Annotated in this window: 14 protein-coding genes; 12 read left to right on the forward strand and 2 right to left on the reverse strand. The window is 74.4% G+C overall.

Annotated elements, in window-relative coordinates; translation table 11 throughout:
- Positions 1-281: 281 nt before the first annotated feature.
- Positions 282-653 carry a VOC family protein gene (locus D5H75_RS40315; RefSeq protein WP_119931916.1) on the forward strand — a complete coding sequence of 124 codons (372 nt, stop codon included), beginning with the start codon at positions 282-284 and terminating at the stop codon, positions 651-653.
- A gap of 3 nt (positions 654-656) precedes the next feature.
- On the opposite strand, the gene D5H75_RS40320 is transcribed toward D5H75_RS40315, so the two are convergent.
- A complete protein-coding gene (locus D5H75_RS40320; RefSeq protein WP_119931917.1) occupies positions 657-1,145 on the reverse strand; it encodes a cupin domain-containing protein in 489 nt (162 codons plus the stop codon).
- Positions 1,146-1,242: 97 nt separating this feature from the next.
- Here D5H75_RS40320 and D5H75_RS40325 point away from each other — a divergent pair, with 97 nt between their 5' ends.
- From D5H75_RS40325 to D5H75_RS40340, 4 genes are all read left to right on the forward strand, one after another.
- On the forward strand, positions 1,243-1,815 hold the full coding sequence (locus D5H75_RS40325) for a TetR/AcrR family transcriptional regulator (protein ID WP_119931918.1): 573 nt from the start codon (positions 1,243-1,245) through the stop codon (positions 1,813-1,815).
- On the forward strand, positions 1,812-2,393 hold the full coding sequence (locus D5H75_RS40330; protein ID WP_119931919.1) for a hypothetical protein: 582 nt from the start codon (positions 1,812-1,814) through the stop codon (positions 2,391-2,393). The genes D5H75_RS40325 and D5H75_RS40330 overlap by 4 nt, the downstream gene beginning before the upstream one ends.
- On the forward strand, positions 2,390-2,677 hold the full coding sequence (locus D5H75_RS40335) for a VOC family protein (RefSeq protein WP_119931920.1): 288 nt from the start codon (positions 2,390-2,392) through the stop codon (positions 2,675-2,677). The genes D5H75_RS40330 and D5H75_RS40335 overlap by 4 nt, the downstream gene beginning before the upstream one ends.
- A gap of 87 nt (positions 2,678-2,764) precedes the next feature.
- The gene (locus D5H75_RS40340) at positions 2,765-3,607 is read left to right on the forward strand and encodes an alpha/beta fold hydrolase (protein ID WP_119931921.1); all 843 of its coding nucleotides are present in this window, start codon (positions 2,765-2,767) and stop codon (positions 3,605-3,607) included.
- 157 nt (positions 3,608-3,764) lie between these two features.
- Here the strand turns inward: D5H75_RS40340 and D5H75_RS40345 are convergent, their stop codons facing one another.
- The gene (locus D5H75_RS40345) at positions 3,765-4,541 is read right to left on the reverse strand and encodes an SDR family NAD(P)-dependent oxidoreductase (protein ID WP_242454795.1); all 777 of its coding nucleotides are present in this window, start codon (positions 4,539-4,541) and stop codon (positions 3,765-3,767) included.
- A 189-nt stretch (positions 4,542-4,730) separates the two neighbouring features.
- Between D5H75_RS40345 and D5H75_RS40350 the strand changes: the two genes are divergently transcribed.
- The 7 genes from D5H75_RS40350 to D5H75_RS40385 form a co-directional block, all read left to right on the forward strand.
- Positions 4,731-5,681: a DNA polymerase domain-containing protein gene (locus D5H75_RS40350; RefSeq protein WP_119931922.1), complete on the forward strand. Its 951-nt coding sequence runs from the start codon at positions 4,731-4,733 to the stop codon at positions 5,679-5,681.
- 169 nt (positions 5,682-5,850) lie between these two features.
- Positions 5,851-6,822, forward strand: a complete 972-nt coding sequence (locus D5H75_RS40355; RefSeq protein WP_119931923.1) for an AraC-like ligand-binding domain-containing protein — start codon at positions 5,851-5,853, stop codon at positions 6,820-6,822.
- Between the two features lie 312 nt (positions 6,823-7,134).
- Complete coding sequence (locus D5H75_RS40360; protein WP_202638994.1) at positions 7,135-7,533, forward strand: VOC family protein; 399 nt, start codon at positions 7,135-7,137, stop codon at positions 7,531-7,533.
- A gap of 31 nt (positions 7,534-7,564) precedes the next feature.
- Positions 7,565-8,089, forward strand: coding sequence for an alpha/beta fold hydrolase (locus D5H75_RS40365; protein ID WP_242454796.1), 525 nt, complete (start codon positions 7,565-7,567; stop codon positions 8,087-8,089).
- 358 nt (positions 8,090-8,447) lie between these two features.
- Entirely contained in the window at positions 8,448-9,344 is an 897-nt protein-coding gene (locus D5H75_RS40370) for an SGNH/GDSL hydrolase family protein (RefSeq protein ID WP_119931926.1), read from the forward strand.
- A gap of 277 nt (positions 9,345-9,621) precedes the next feature.
- Entirely contained in the window at positions 9,622-12,609 is a 2,988-nt protein-coding gene (locus D5H75_RS43895) for an AMP-binding protein (RefSeq protein ID WP_242454797.1), read from the forward strand.
- The coding region (locus tag D5H75_RS40385; protein ID WP_277950012.1) for a type I polyketide synthase at positions 12,606-14,450 on the forward strand (1,845 nt) is incomplete at its 3' end. The genes D5H75_RS43895 and D5H75_RS40385, both read left to right, overlap by 4 nt.

Below are 14,450 nucleotides of genomic sequence, written 5' to 3' on the forward strand. Positions count from 1 at the left end.
TCCGGGACATTCCATCCGATTTGCCCCGGATTGACCGGCCACCCAACGCGGCCACCTGCGCGGCGACCGGTCATGACCGTTCCATGACGTGATGCCAGGTATAACGCATGGGGCGTATGGGTAATTCCGGGCGAACACCCCGCCCCACCTGGACGCCATCGCGCACGGTAGCCCCGGCACCGCCGTACGAAACGGCCCGGCCACCGCGCTCGACAACGGGTATGGACAGTGGTGTCGTGGTCGCGGGAAGCAGCGGGAAGCGAACGCTCCGGGAGGCTCGGATGGCCGTCGAGTTGAACCACACCATCGTCCCCTGCCGGGACAAGCGGGCCTCGGCCGCGTTCCTGGCGGACATCCTCGGGCTGGCGGCCGGGCCGCAGTTCGGGCCGTTCATCCCGGTCGAGACGGCCAACGGCGTCACGCTCGACTTCATGGACGCCGACGAGATTCCACGCATCCACTACTGCTTCATCGTGACCGAGGCGGAGTTCGACGAGATCTTCGCGCGGATCCGCCGGCGCGGGCTCCCCTACTGGGCCGACCCGGGCCACCGTACGGCGGGCGAGATCAACCACCTGTACGGCGGCCGCGGCGTCTACTTCGACGACCCCGACGGCCACAACCTCGAGGTCATCACCCAGCCCTACAAGTAGGGGTCAGAGCCAGTAGTTGTCGTGGTAGCGGTAGAACTCCTGGACCTCTTCGTCCGAGGGGCGGCCGTTCACGGCGAAGTCGAGGAGGCCCTCGAAGTAGCCCTCGCGGGGGGCGCCCGGGGAGAAGTGGAGCAGCATCGTCGCGGGCTCGCCGGACTCGTTGCGGAAGCCGTGGATGCCGCCCTCGGGGACGTGGACCCAGTCGCCGGGGGTGGTGTCGAGCCACTTCTCACCGTTGTAGATCTTCACGGTGCCGCTCAGGATGAAGAACGACTCCGACAGCGTGCGGTGGAAGTGCGGGCCGGGGCCGCTGGGCTCGGGGCCCATGTTCCACTTGTAGAGGCCGAACTGGCCGTTCGTGGACTCCCCCGTGGCCAGGTACTCCACGGTGTTGCCGTTGGGGTAGGTGAGTTCCGGCGGCGAGCCCGCGGGGCGGTAGACCGCGCTGACCTCCCCGGACTCCCCCAGATACCGCGGCTCCGGATATGACATGACATCGACCTCCAGTCGAACTGCTTGCTGAGCGTTCCACACCGTATCGCCCGCCTCTCCCCTTGATAATGACTGACTGGTCAGTCATTCTTGTCCCATGGCACCGAGGATGGTGGACAAGGAGGCGCGGCGGCGGGAGATCCTGGCGGCCGCCGTGCGGGTGTTCGCGCGCAAGGGGTACGCCGAGGCCAGGATCGAGGACGTCGCCGCCGAGGCCGGGCTGGCCAAGGGGACGATCTACCTCTCCTTCCCGGGGCGCGAGGCGCTGCTCGCGGGGGTCTTCGAGGAGTACGCCGCGCGGTCCGCGGCCGTGCTGGACGCCCTCGGCGAGGGGCCGGCGCTGACGCGGCTGGAACGGCTGGTGCGCGGGACGGTCGAGACGCTCGCCGGGCACCGGGACCACGCGATCGTCATGCTCCGGCTCTGGGCCACGGCCCCTCCCCTGGACATGGCGGCCGTGTACGGCAGGCACCGGGAGGTGATCGCGGACCTGCTGCGCCAGGCCGCCGCCGAGGGGGCGCTGCGGCCCGGCGTGGGAGAGCGCCACGCGACGCTGGTCGTCGGCCTGATCGAGGGCTGTCTCCTGCAGTGGCTGGCCGATCCCGCGGTGGACCTCGCCGGGCTGGCCGACGACATCGTGGCCCTGGGCGTCGAGGGGGTCCGGGCATGAGGCTCCTCGACCGTCTCGTCGCCCCGGGCGCCACGTCAGGCGAGGTCGTGGCCGGGTTCGGGGCCGCCGCCGCGGGCGCCGTCCTCGCCCTGGCGATCGCGCTCGGCGCGCGCCTGCCCCCGCTGTCCGTGGCCGTCGTCACGGTGATCGCCTTCGACCTGTACGGCGGGGCGGTCGTCAACGCGACGCGGTCGGCCAAGCGGCACTTCCACCGCCCGGGGCGCACGGACCGCCACCGGCTGGCGTTCGTGGCCCTCCACCTGCACCCGTTCGTGCTCGCGTGGGCGGTCCCCGGGGTCTCCTGGGGCGCCGCCGCCACCCTCTACGGCCTGATCCTGGCCGGGGCGCTCGCGGTGACCGCCGTGCCCGGGGCGCTCCGCCGGCCCACCGCCTTCGCCGCCACGGCGCTCGCCCTGACGGTCGGCACGAGCGTGGTCCCCTTCCCCCGGGAGCTCGCCTGGTTCGCCCCGGTCCTCCTCATCAAGCTCCTGCTGTCCCACCTCCTCCCCGAGGACTCCGTGACTGACGCGGGCGGCCCGCCGTACGATCAGCGGCGGAACCCCGAGGAGGTCTCGTGACGGTCTCACTTCTGGTGATCTACACGCGGCGGCTGGAGGCCTGCGTGGAGTTCTACTCCTCGCTCGGACTCAGGTTCGGCGAGGAGAGGCACGGGGAGGGGCCGCGGCACTTCGCGGCGGTCACCGGGGACGGGTTCGTGCTGGAGCTGTACCCCGCCGGGACGCGGGCTGAGACGGGCCGGCTCCGGATCGGGTTCACGTGCGGCGAGACCGGCGCGCTGCCCCCCGGCACGCACCTGCTGCGGGATCCGGACGGGAGGACGGTCGAGGTGACCGTCCCATGAGCCCAGGTCATGTCCGCTGAGGGCGGATCCGCTGAGGGCATATCTGTAGGTCTGTTCCGGTACGGCCGGGGCCGATAGCGTTCCCGCATGCTTGAGGTACGCACGGACGACGGACGGACGCTGGCGGTCGAGGAATGGGCGGAGCCGTCGGGGCGGCCGGTCGTCTACCTGCACGGGACGCCGCTGAGCCGGCTGGCCCGGCACCCTGACGAGGAGATGTTCCGGCGGCTGGGGATCCGGCTGATCACCTACGACCGGCCGGGCTTCGGCGAGTCCAGCCCGATGCGGGGCCGCCGGATCGCGGACGCGGCGGCGGACGTCGCGGCGATCGCCGACGCGCTCGGACTCGACCGGTTCCGCGTGTTCGGCGTGTCCGGCGGCGGCCCGCACGCCCTGGCCTGCGCCGCGCTGCTGCCCGGCCGGGTGGAGCGGGTGGCCGCCCTGGCCTGCCCCGCCCCGATCGACGCCGACGGCCTGGACTGGTACGCCGGGCTGATCGAGATGAACGCCGACGAGGCCAGAGCCGCCGCCCAGGGCCGCGACGCGCTGGAGGCCCACATGAAGGCCGAGATCGCCGCCGACCTCCCCTCGATCCTCCCCCCGATCGAGCAGCCCATCCTGTCCCGCCCCGAGATCCGCGCCATGATCGGCCCCGCGTACGCCGAGGCCATGCGTCCCGGCCCGGACGGCGCGATCGACGACACCATGGCCCTCTACGGCCTGCCCTGGGGCTTCGACCCCGCCAAGATCACCGTCCCGGTCTACCTCTGGCACGGCGACCTGGACACCCTCGTCCCGGCCGCCCACTCCCGCTGGCTGGCCTCCCGCATCCCCACCGCCACCCTGCGCACCGACCCCGGGGCCGGGCACGCCGCCCACTTCGACGCCACCCCGGCGATGCTCGACTGGCTGATGTCCGACTCCGCCTGACGGCGAGGACGCGGGCGAGCGCCGCGCCGGCCGGGGCCGCCCCTCCGCCCGGCCGGCCCCGGGTCCTTGACGGGATCGGCCGGCTCCGGCCGGGGAGGCGCTCGTGGCTTCCGCCGGGTGTACGGCTCCCGCCCCGCAGGCGGGAGCCGTACCCGGGTCAGAAGTGGGCGCCGCCGTCCACGCGGATCTCGGTGCCGGTGATGAACGCGGCGTCGTCGGAGACGAGCATCGCGACCACGCCCGCGACCTTGTCCGGGCCGGGCATGCCGCCCTCCAGCGCGGGGGTCAGCTTGGCGTACAGGCTCCAGTCGGTGTCCTCGGGCACCAGCTTGCCGATGTTGTCGGTGATGCCGCTGCTGATCCCGCCGGGCACGACGTTGACCGCGCGCAGCCCCCGCTTGGCGTACTCCGAGGCGATGCTGTGCGTGAAGGAGGCGATCGCGCCCTTGCTCGCCGAGTAGGCGGCCATGAACGGGTGGGCGAAGAACGCCGACGTCGAGCTGAAGTTGACGATGACGCCGCGCCCGGTCTCCAGCAGCGCGGGGAGCGCGGCGCGCGTCACCAGGAAGGTGCCGGTGAGGTTCACCGAGATCACCTTGTTCCAGAGCTCCAGCGAGCACTCGTGCGTGTGCGCGCCGCGCAGGATCGCCGCGGTGTTGACCAGCGCGTCCAGTCCGCCCAGCCGTTCCACGGCCCCGCCCACGACCCGCTGGACCGACGCCTCGTCGGCGATGTCGATCACCTCGGTGGTCAGCCGCTCCGCCGTGCCCGCCGCCCCGGCCCGGGCGGCGGTCTCCTTCAGCCCGTCCTCGGCGATGTCGGCGGCGACCACCCGGGCGCCCTCGGCGAGCAGCCGCAGCGCGCTCGCCTGGCCGATGCCGGACGCGGCCCCGGTGATCAGGATCCGGCGGTCCTTGAGTCGCATCATGTCCATGTCGTGCTTTCCCCTCGATGCTGGTGCGGGCGCCTCCCGGTCTCAGCCGGCCCGGCGCGGCCGCGGCGTGCAGCCGTACAACTGCGCAGCGTACGGCGCGCGCGGAGGCGCCCCACGGCCGGGCCCGGTCCGGACCGAAGATCGCCGTCGTGGGTTGACCTCGGCGTTTCCGGGGGACATCGTGGGGCGATGGCCGAGGACGAGGTTCGTGACGGGGTCTCGCTGACCAATCTCGACCAGGTGCTGTTCGACGGGTCCGGGGCGGTCAAGCGGGATCTCGTCGACTACCTGGACGCGGTGCGGGACCGGCTGCTGCCCGTCCTGCGCGGCCGGGCGCTGTCGGTGGTGCGGGCGCGGCCGGGGCAGCCGCCGTTCATGCAGAAGAACCTGCCCAAGTACGCCCCGGAGTGGATCCCGACGGTCTCGGCGTGGGCCGACGCCTCGCGGCGGACCGTCACCTACGCCCTCTGCGAGGATCGCCGCACGCTGCTGTGGTTCGCGAACCAGCGGGCCGTGGAGTACCACCCCGCGCTGGCGCGGGAGGGGCACCCGACCCACATGGTGATCGACATCGACCCGCCGGAGGGCGGCGGCTTCTCCCTCGTGGCGCGGACCGCCCACGTCGTACGGCGGGCGCTGGACGACTCGGGCCTGGCCGGGGCGGTGAAGACGAGCGGGGCCAAGGGCGTGCACGTGTTCGTGCCCGTGCCGGAGGGCACCGGGGCCGAGGACCTGGCGGCGGCGACGCGGGCGCTGGCGGCGCGGGCCGAGCGGATCGACCCGGAGCTCACGACCACCGCGTTCATCCGGGAGGACCGCGGCGGGAAGGTGTTCCTGGACTCGACGCGGGCCGGCGGGGCCACGGTGGTCGCCGCCTACAGCCCGCGGATCCGGCCCGGGGCGCCGGTGTCGTTCCCCGTCGCCTGGGAGGACCTGGACGGCGTCTCGCCCGGGGACTTCACGATCCGCACGGTGCCGGGGCTGCTCGGGTCCGGCGACCCGTGGGCGGAGCTGATGCCCCCGGCCCGGCCGCTGCCCGCCGACCTCGTCGAGGAGGGGCACACGATCCCGGTCGCCCGGGTCCAGGCGATGCACGAGGGGAAACGCCGCGCCCGCGCCCGCCGCGAGGGCTCCTCCTAGCCCACGTCCGCCCGGCCGCGCGCCCCCGGCGCGAGCCGTACGGCGTCGCCTCGGGGCGGGGCGCACGCGCGGCGGGGTCCCGGCCGGGCAGGGATTCGCGCCGGTTCGCGGGCTTACGCCGGTCCCGGGGGGCCTCTATGATCGGCCGCAGATCGTGGAGGGTGGCGGTTTGGGCGTTCTCATCCGGGCGGACGACCTGCCCGCGGCGCAGCGCGCCGAGGCCTGGCTGAGCGTGGTGTGCGACACGCTCGGGCCGCTCGACGTCCACATGGACCGGGACGTCCCGCTGTGGGGGCAGATCGAGGCGGCGCGGCTCGGGCCGCTGGAGGTCGGGCGTATCCACACCGCGACGCCGCACCGGATCGTCCGGACGCCGGGGCTCATCCGCAAGGGGAGCCAGGAGCACTACCGGGTGGTGATGCCCGTCTCCGGGAGCCTGCTGGTGGAGCAGGACGGGCGGTCGGCGCGGCTGAACGCGGGCGACCTGGCGCTCTACGACTTCGCGCGGCCGTACGAGCTGGTCTACGACTCGACGGTGGAGCTGGCGGTGTTCAGTTTCCCGCGCGAGATGCTGGCCGTGGCGTCCGAGGCGGTGTCCGGGCTGACCGCCGTGCCGATCTCGGGTTCCGGCGGCGCCGCGGCGCTGGCGGTCCCGCTGCTGAGCCGCGTCGCCCAGGACGTGGACACCTACCAGCCCGCCAGCGCGGCCCGGCTCTCCTCGGTGGTCATGGACCTGCTGACCACCACCGTCGCCGAGCGGGCGTCGCGGGTCGCGGAGCTGGCGCCGGAGACCCGGGAGCAGGCGCTGCTGCGGCGGATCCACGCCTTCATCGAGCAGCACCTGGCGGACGAGAGCCTCGGCCCCGCGGCGGTCGCCGCCGCGCACCACGTCTCGCTGCGCTACCTGCACCGGCTGTTCGCCTCGCAGGACACCACCCTCGCCGCCTGGATCCGGCGGCGCCGGCTCGAACGCTGCCGCCGGGACCTGGCCGACCCGGTCAACTTCGACCAGCCCGTCGGCGCCATCGCCGCCCGCTGGGGCCTGAGCGACCCGGCGCACTTCAGCCGCCTGTTCCGGCAGGCGTACGGGGTGCCGCCCGTGGAGTACCGCCGGGCGAGCCTGATGCGGGCCGCCGGCTGAGCGGTACCGCCCGTGGAGTACGGCGGGGCGAGCCTGGTGCCGGCCGGCTGAGCCCGGCACGGGCGCGGCGGGCGGCCGTCGGAGCCTGACGCGTATACGGGCCGGAGACCTGCGCGGATGCCGGCCGGAAGCCTACGTGGGTGCCCGCCTGGAGCCCGCGCGCATGCGGGCCGGAAGCCCGCGCGGATGCGCGCCGGGAGCCTGACGCGGATGTGCAAGGCCCGTGCGCTCAGATCCAAGCCCCGGGGGCGCGCGATCAGCAGACTGAAGACACAAGGAACCGAAACCCCCCAAGGGAAAAGGAAAACCGAGATGTCCGAGTTCACGCTGTTCGTCAACGTCCCCGTCGCCGACCTCGAGCGCTCCAAGAACTTCTACGCCGCGCTGGGCTTCAAGTACTTCGGGATGACCGACGACATGGCGTCGGTGATCATCAGCGAGCGCACGCAGGTCATGCTGCTGACCAAGCCGACCTTCGCCGGATACGCCAGGAACGAGGTCGCCGACCCGGCGCAGACCACCCAGGCGATCCTGGTCCTCGGCCTGGACGACCAGAACCAGGTGGACGAGATGGTCGGCAAGGCCGTCGCGGCCGGCGCCCAGGAGCTCGGCGAGGCCGTCACCGCGGGCGGCCGCTACCAGCGTCACTTCATCGACCCGGACGGCCACCACTGGTCGGCCCTGTGCATCGCGGCCGCCCCCGCAAGCTGAGGTGGGCTCACCCGGTGCGATCACCGGGACCGTGACGTCGGCGGACGGCACGCGAGTCGTGTTCGACCGCCGCGGCGCGGGCCCGGTGATCGTCCTCGTCCACGGCGCGTCCGCCGACCGGCTCGCGCTCGCCGAGGTGGCCCGGCTCCTCTCCCCGTGGTTCACGGCGGTGACCTACGAGCGGCGCGGCTGGGCCGGGCTCGACCGCGAGATCGAGGACCTGGCGGCGGTGATCGGGGCGACGGGCGGGCGCGCGGGCGTCTTCGGCGGATCCTCCGGCGCGGTCCTGGCGCTGGAGGCCACCGTCCGGCTGCCCGCCATCATCTGCCTGGTCCTGTGGGAGCCGCCGGCCCCGCTGGCGACGGCCGCCGCCGTCCGGCGGCCCGCCCTCGTCCTCAACAGCGGCCGGAGCCCCGCGCGGACCCGGCGCACCGGCAGCGCCCTCGCCCGGGCGATCCCCGCCGCCGTCCACCGTGTCCTGCCCGGGCAGACCCCCGACGTGACCCCGCAGGCCCTGGCCCCCGAACTCCTGGAGTTCTTCACCAGGCACCAGTGACCGGGCGCGCCCCGGCCTCCCCCGAGGGCACCCCCGGCCCGGAGGGCACCCCGATCCGGGGGGCCACGCCGGTCCGGAGGGCACCCCGATCCGGAGGGCGTTCCGCCCGATCCGGCCAGCCTCACCACGGTCGCACCGACCGACACGTCGCGAGAACCGGCACCGAGTCGCCGGCGCGGCGGGCCGGGTATTGACACCGGCTCCAGGGTGATCAATTCTACCACTTGGTAGGAAATTGGCCCCGGAGCCGGTCTCCCGCCTGTTCCCGCTGTGCGCGCAGCCCCCACTCCGTCCGCCGCCCCCGGCCGGCCATCGGCGTACCTCGGCCCGTTCCCCCTGCGACCCGTGAGGTTCCGTCATGCCCGCAGACTCCCCCTCCCCCGCCCGGCGCGCCCCGCGACCGCTCCGCCGCCTGCTCTCCGCGATCGCGGCCGCCGCCGTCGCGGGTACGGCTCTCGCGGCCGGCGCGCCCGCCGCGCACGCCGCCTCCCCCGGCCCCTACGTGGCGCTCGGCGACTCCTACACCGCCGGCACCGGGATCCCCGTGGAGACCGACGCCAACTGCGGCCGATCCGACCGCAACTACCCCACGCTCACGGCCGCCGCCCTGGCCCCCGCCTCCTTCACCGACGCCAGTTGCAGCGGCGCGACCACGGCGCACATGACGACCTCGCAGGGGACCGCGCCCCCGCAGTTCGACGCGCTGACGCCGGACACCCGGCTGGTGACCGTGGGGATCGGCGGCAACGACATCGACTTCGTCGGCATCATCGGCCGCTGCGTCATCCTCGGGAAGGTCAACCCGTTCGGCGCGCCGTGCAAGGCCAGCTACACCTGGTCCGGGACCGACCAGCTCGCCCAGCGGATCGACGGCGTCGCCCCCAGGATCGACGCGGTGCTCCAGGGCATCCGCGACCGCGCGCCGGACGCGCGGATCCTGCTCGTCGGCTACCCGGTGATCCTGCCCGACGACGGCACCAACTGCCACTCGATCGTCCCCATCGCCAAGGGCGACGCCCCGTGGCTGCGCGACACCGAGAAGCGCCTCAACGCCATGCTCGCCGCCCGCGCCGCCGCCCACGGGGCCGTGTTCGTCGACACCTACACCGGCTCCGTCGGCCACGACCTGTGCAAGCCCCGCGGCACCCGCTGGGTCGAGCCCATGAACGACATCGACTCCGCCGGGTTCCACCCCAACGCCGCGGGCCACGAGGCCATGGCCCGCGCCGTGACCGCGGCCGCGGCCCAGCCCTGATCCCCTGACGGGCGCCGCCACCCTCACCGGCCGGCGGGCGGGGTTCTGCCGGACCCCGCCCGCCGGCCGCTTCTCCGCGCCGGGACGGCCGCCGCCGGGCCCTTGTCCGGGGGCGGTGACGGCGGGTAAATCACCGCGGAAATCCGCCGGAAAGAGAAAGCGACTAATCGCGCGCGGCCATAGGCCGCAGGGGTCCACGTTAGGGGCGGCTAGGGGTACATCTGGGGCGGACGCGCATCTTAGCCTGAACTCTGCCGCCTGAGGGAGTTTTGCGATTATGCGCGATAACCGGCCGAGATACAACGGGACATTCATCCACGACTTCCTCGACCAAAGCGCCGCGGAGTTTCCCGAGGCGCCAGCGGTCAGGGACGCCGGCGGGGTCTGGACCTATCACGAACTGGACACGTACAGCCACGCGGTGGCCTGCTGGCTGGCCGGATACGGCGTCGGCCCGGGCGAGCGGGTCGTGGTGCAGGCCCCCACCGACCGGCGGCTGGCCGCGCTGTTCTTCGGCGTCTCACGCCACGCCGCCGTCTTCGTTCCGCTCAATCCGGCGATGAAAAGCTTCCATTTGCGTTCGGTGCTGGAAAACGCCGAACCGGCGCTGGTGATCGTCGAATCCGAGGGCGGTAAACCCGCCGCCGTGCGCGGTCTCACCGGCGCGCCGGTCCACGACTTCGAGACGGTCTGGGCCGAGGTCACCGAGCTGGCGGGCCGGGGCGCGCGCGCCGCCGTACCGAGCGCGGCCGACCCCTCCGACCCCGCCGCGCTCGTCTACACCTCGGGCAGCACGGCGGCTCCGAAGGCCGTCATCTGCCCCCACGCCCAGGTCTCCTTCGCCACCGTGGCGCTCGCCGAGGCGCTCGGCTACCGCCCGGACGACGTGGTCTTCTGCCGCTTCCCGATGTCCTGGGACTACGGGCTGTACAAGGTGCTGATGACCTGCGCCGTGGGGGCCGAGGTCGTCCTCGCCGACGCCGGCTCCGACCTGCGGCTCGTCGAGCACCTGCGGAGGACCCGGGCGACCGTGGTGCCGATCGTGCCCTCACTGGCCAACATGATCATCGCTTCGGCGCAGCGGCGCGGCGAGCCCACGACCGGGGTGCGGATGTTCACCAACACCGGCGCGGCGCTGCCCGCCGCCACCATCGAGGCGCTGCGGGCCCACTTCCCCGGCGCCAAGGTGATCCGCCAGTTCGGCCAGACCGAGTGCAAGCGCATCTCGGTCATGCCGCCGGCGGAGGAGCTGGAGCGCCCCGACTCCGTCGGCCTGCCGCTGCCCGGCACCACCGTGCACATCCTCGACGCGGACGGGAACCCGGTGCCCCCGGGGACGACCGGGGAGATCGTGGTGACCGGCCCGCACGTGATGCCGGGGTACTGGCGCAACCCCGAGGTGACCGCCAAGACCTTCCGCCCCGACCCGCGGACCGGGGAGACACGCCTGCACACCGGCGACTACGGCCACCTCGACGAGGACGGCTACCTCTACTTCGACGGCCGCCGGGACGACATGTTCAAGCGCCGGGGCATCCGGATGAGCACCGTGGAGATCGAGGCGGCGGCCCTCGACATCGCCGGAGTCCGGGCGGCCGCCGCGCTGCCCCCCGACGGCGAGCACGACCTGGCGGTCTTCGTGGAGGCCGCGGGCGGGGTGAAGCTGGAGCCGCACGCCGTACTCCGCGAGCTGGCCGCCCGGCTGGAGCCGGCCAAGGTGCCCGCGGTGTGCCGGGTGATCCCGGAGATCCCGCGCTCCGCGCACGGCAAGCACGCCCGCGACCGGCTGCGCCGCCTGCACGCCTCCACCCACCCCCGGCGGGCGCGCCCCGACGCCGCGACCGCCGCCACGGCACGGCAGGCCGGACGCCCGGACGGCGCGCCCCCCGCCACGGCACAGCAGGCCGGACGTCCGGACGGCGTGCCCCCCGCCGCGCCGCGGCAGGCCGGACGCGCGGACGCGGCGCCGCCCGCCGCCACCCGGCAGGCCGGGCCCCACCGGAAGCCGCCGGGGATCACCCGGGAGGAGCTGGTCCGGCGGTTCGGGTCCCCGCTCTACGTGTACGACCTGGACCGGGTCACGGCGGCGTACCGGGACCTGGCCGACTGGATGCCCGAGGGCACCACGATCTACTACGCGCTCAAGGCCAACCCGCACCCGGACGTGGCCCGCGCGCTGCGGACGGCCCCGGGCGGCGGCTGCCACGCGGAGATCAGTTCCACCGGGGAGCTGGCCGCCGCGCTGGCCGCCGGGTTCGCCGGCGCCGACTGCCTCTACACCGGCCCGGGCAAGACGGCGGGCGAGCTGGCCGAGGCGCTCGCCGCCGGGGTGCGGCTGTTCTCCGTGGAGTCGCTCACCGACCTGGAGCACATCGGGGCCGCCGCCACCGCGCACGGGACCGTCGCGGACTGCCTGCTGCGCGTCAACAGCGCCACCGCGTCCGCCGCCACCAGCATCCGGATGACCGGCGCCCCCTCCCAGTTCGGCAACGACATGGAGGAACTGCCGGCGCGGGTGGCCGCGATGCGCGAGGTCCGGGGCACCCGGATCATCGGCGCCCACTTCTTCCCGCTCAGCAACGCCGCCGACGAGGACAGCCTGCTCGGCGAGTTCCGGCACACCGTGACGGTGGCCGCCGAGGTGGAGCGCGTCCTGGGCGCGCCGCTGGAGCTGGTGGACCTCGGCGGCGGGTTCGCCGCGCCGTACGGCGTGCCCGGCACGCGGCCCGGTTACCCGAGCCTGCGCAAGGGCCTGGAGGAGGCGCTGGACCGGCACCTGCCGCGCTGGCGGGAGGGCACGCCGCGGATCGCCTGCGAGTCCGGCCGGTACCTGGTGTCCGACTGCGGCGAGCTGCACTGCACCGTGGTCAACGTCAAGGAGAGCCGGGGCCGCACCTTCGTCATCCTGGACGCCGGAATCAACGCCTTCGGCGGCATGGCCGGGCTGGGCCGGCTGCTCCCGGTCCAGGTCAAGCCCGCGCCGGACGGCGACGCGCCCGGCCGCAGGGCGGCGCTCGCCGGGCCGCTGTGCACGCCCGGCGACCTGCTCGCCCGCGACGCCGAGCTGCCCGACCCGGCTCCGGGCGACCTGGTGACCATCCCGCACGCGGGCGCGTACGGCCTCACGGCCAGCCTGTCGCTGTTCCTCGGCCGGCCCGCGCCCACCGAAGTGGTGATCCGCGGGGGCGAGATCGTCTCCGTCTCCCGGCTGCGATCCCAACGGGTCTACGACCCGCCGCGAAATCCCGACACCTGGAGCGAATGATGGCAACCCCGGGCAACCACGGCGGTCCTTCCGAGGCCGGGCTGGGCGGCCTCGCCGAGCTTCCCGCCGCGGAGCAGCGCCGGGTGCTCCTGGAGCTGGTGCACCGGGAGACCAGGGAGGCGCTGCGCCACGTCGAGGGCGGCGAGCCGGCCGAGGTGACCTCCGGCCGGCCCTTCCGCGAGGTCGGCCTCGACTCGCTGGCCGCCGTGGACCTGCACGACCGGCTGGTCGAGGCCACCGGCGTGGCCCTGCCGATGACCCTGGCGTTCGACTACCCCACCCCCGCGCTGGTCGCCGACTACCTCCGCGCCGCCGTACTCGGCCTGCCCACGCCGGGGCCCGCCGGGAGCCGCGCGGAGGACCGGGACGGCACGGCGGACGACGACGACCCGGTCGTCGTCGTCGGCATCGGCTGCCGGTTCCCCGGCGGCGCCGACTCGGCCGAGGGGCTGTGGCGGATCTTCGCCGAGGAACGCGAGGTGCTCGGCGACTTCCCCGCCGACCGCGGCTGGGACCTGGAGAACCTCTTCGACCCCGACCCGGACGCCCCGGGGAAGAGCTACGTGCGCCGGGGCGGCTTCCTGCCCGACGCGACGGGGTTCGACGCGGACTTCTTCGGCATCAACCCGCGCGAGGCGCTGGCCATGGACCCGCAGCAGCGCGTGGTGCTGGAGACCTGCTGGGCGGCGCTGGAGCACGCCGGCATCGACCCGACGTCGCTGCGCGACCGGCCCGTCGGCACGTTCTTCGGGGCCGAGGTGCACGAGTACGGCGTGCGCGTGCACGAGGCTCCGGAGGGCCTGGACGGCTACCTGATGACCGGCAACGCGCCGAGCGTGGTCTCCGGGCGCCTGGCCTACCTGCTCGGCCTGGGCGGACCGGCGATCACGGTGGACACCGCCTGCTCCGGCGCGATCGTCTCGCTGCACCTGGCCTGCGCCTCGCTGCGCTCGGGTGAGTCCTCGCTGGCCCTGGTCGGCGGGGTGGCGGTGATGGGCAGCCCGGGCATGTTCACCGCGTTCAGCCGGCAGCGGGGACTCGCCCCGGACGGCCGGGTGAAGGCGTTCGCCGACGCCGCCGACGGCACCGCGTTCTCCGAGGGCGTCGCGGTGCTGGTGGTGGAGCGGCTGTCCGCGGCGCGGCGGCACGGGCACCGGGTGCTGGCCGTCATCCGCGGCACCGCGATCAACCAGGACGGCCGGTCGAACGGGCTGACCGCGCCGAGCGGCCCGGCGCAGCAGCGGCTCATCCGGGACGCGCTGGCCGCCGCCCGGCTGGAGCCCGCCGACGTGGACGCGGTGGACGCGCACGGCACGGGGACCGCGCTGGGCGACCCGATCGAGGCGCACGCGCTGCTGGCGACCTACGGCCAGGACCGGGAGACGCCGCTGTGGCTGGGGTCGGCCAAGTCCAACCTGGGCCACACCCAGGCGGCCGGCGGCGTGGCCAGCGTGATCAAGATGATCCTGGCGATGCGGCACGAGACGCTGCCGAAGACGCTGCACGTGGACGCCCCGTCGTCGAAGATCGACTGGTCCAGCGGGGCGGTGGAGCTGCTGACCGAGCCCCGGCCCTGGCCCCGGACCGAGGGCCGGCCGCGCCGGGCGGCGGTGTCCTCCTTCGGCATCTCCGGCACCAACGCCCACGTCATCCTGGAGGAGCCGCCCGCCGAGGAGCCGTCCGTCATCGGCGCCGGCGCGGTGCCGCCCGCGCCGGAGGCCGTACCGGCCGAGATCCTGGAGTCCCCCGCCCGTACGGCCACGCGGCCGGTGCCCGTGGTGGTGTCGGCGAAGTCGGAGGAGGCGCTGCGGGCGCAGGCGGGCCGGTTGGCGGGGTTCCTG

This window comes from Bailinhaonella thermotolerans (assembly GCF_003594875.1).
Taxonomy (GTDB): Bacteria; Actinomycetota; Actinomycetes; order Streptosporangiales; family Streptosporangiaceae; genus Bailinhaonella; species Bailinhaonella thermotolerans.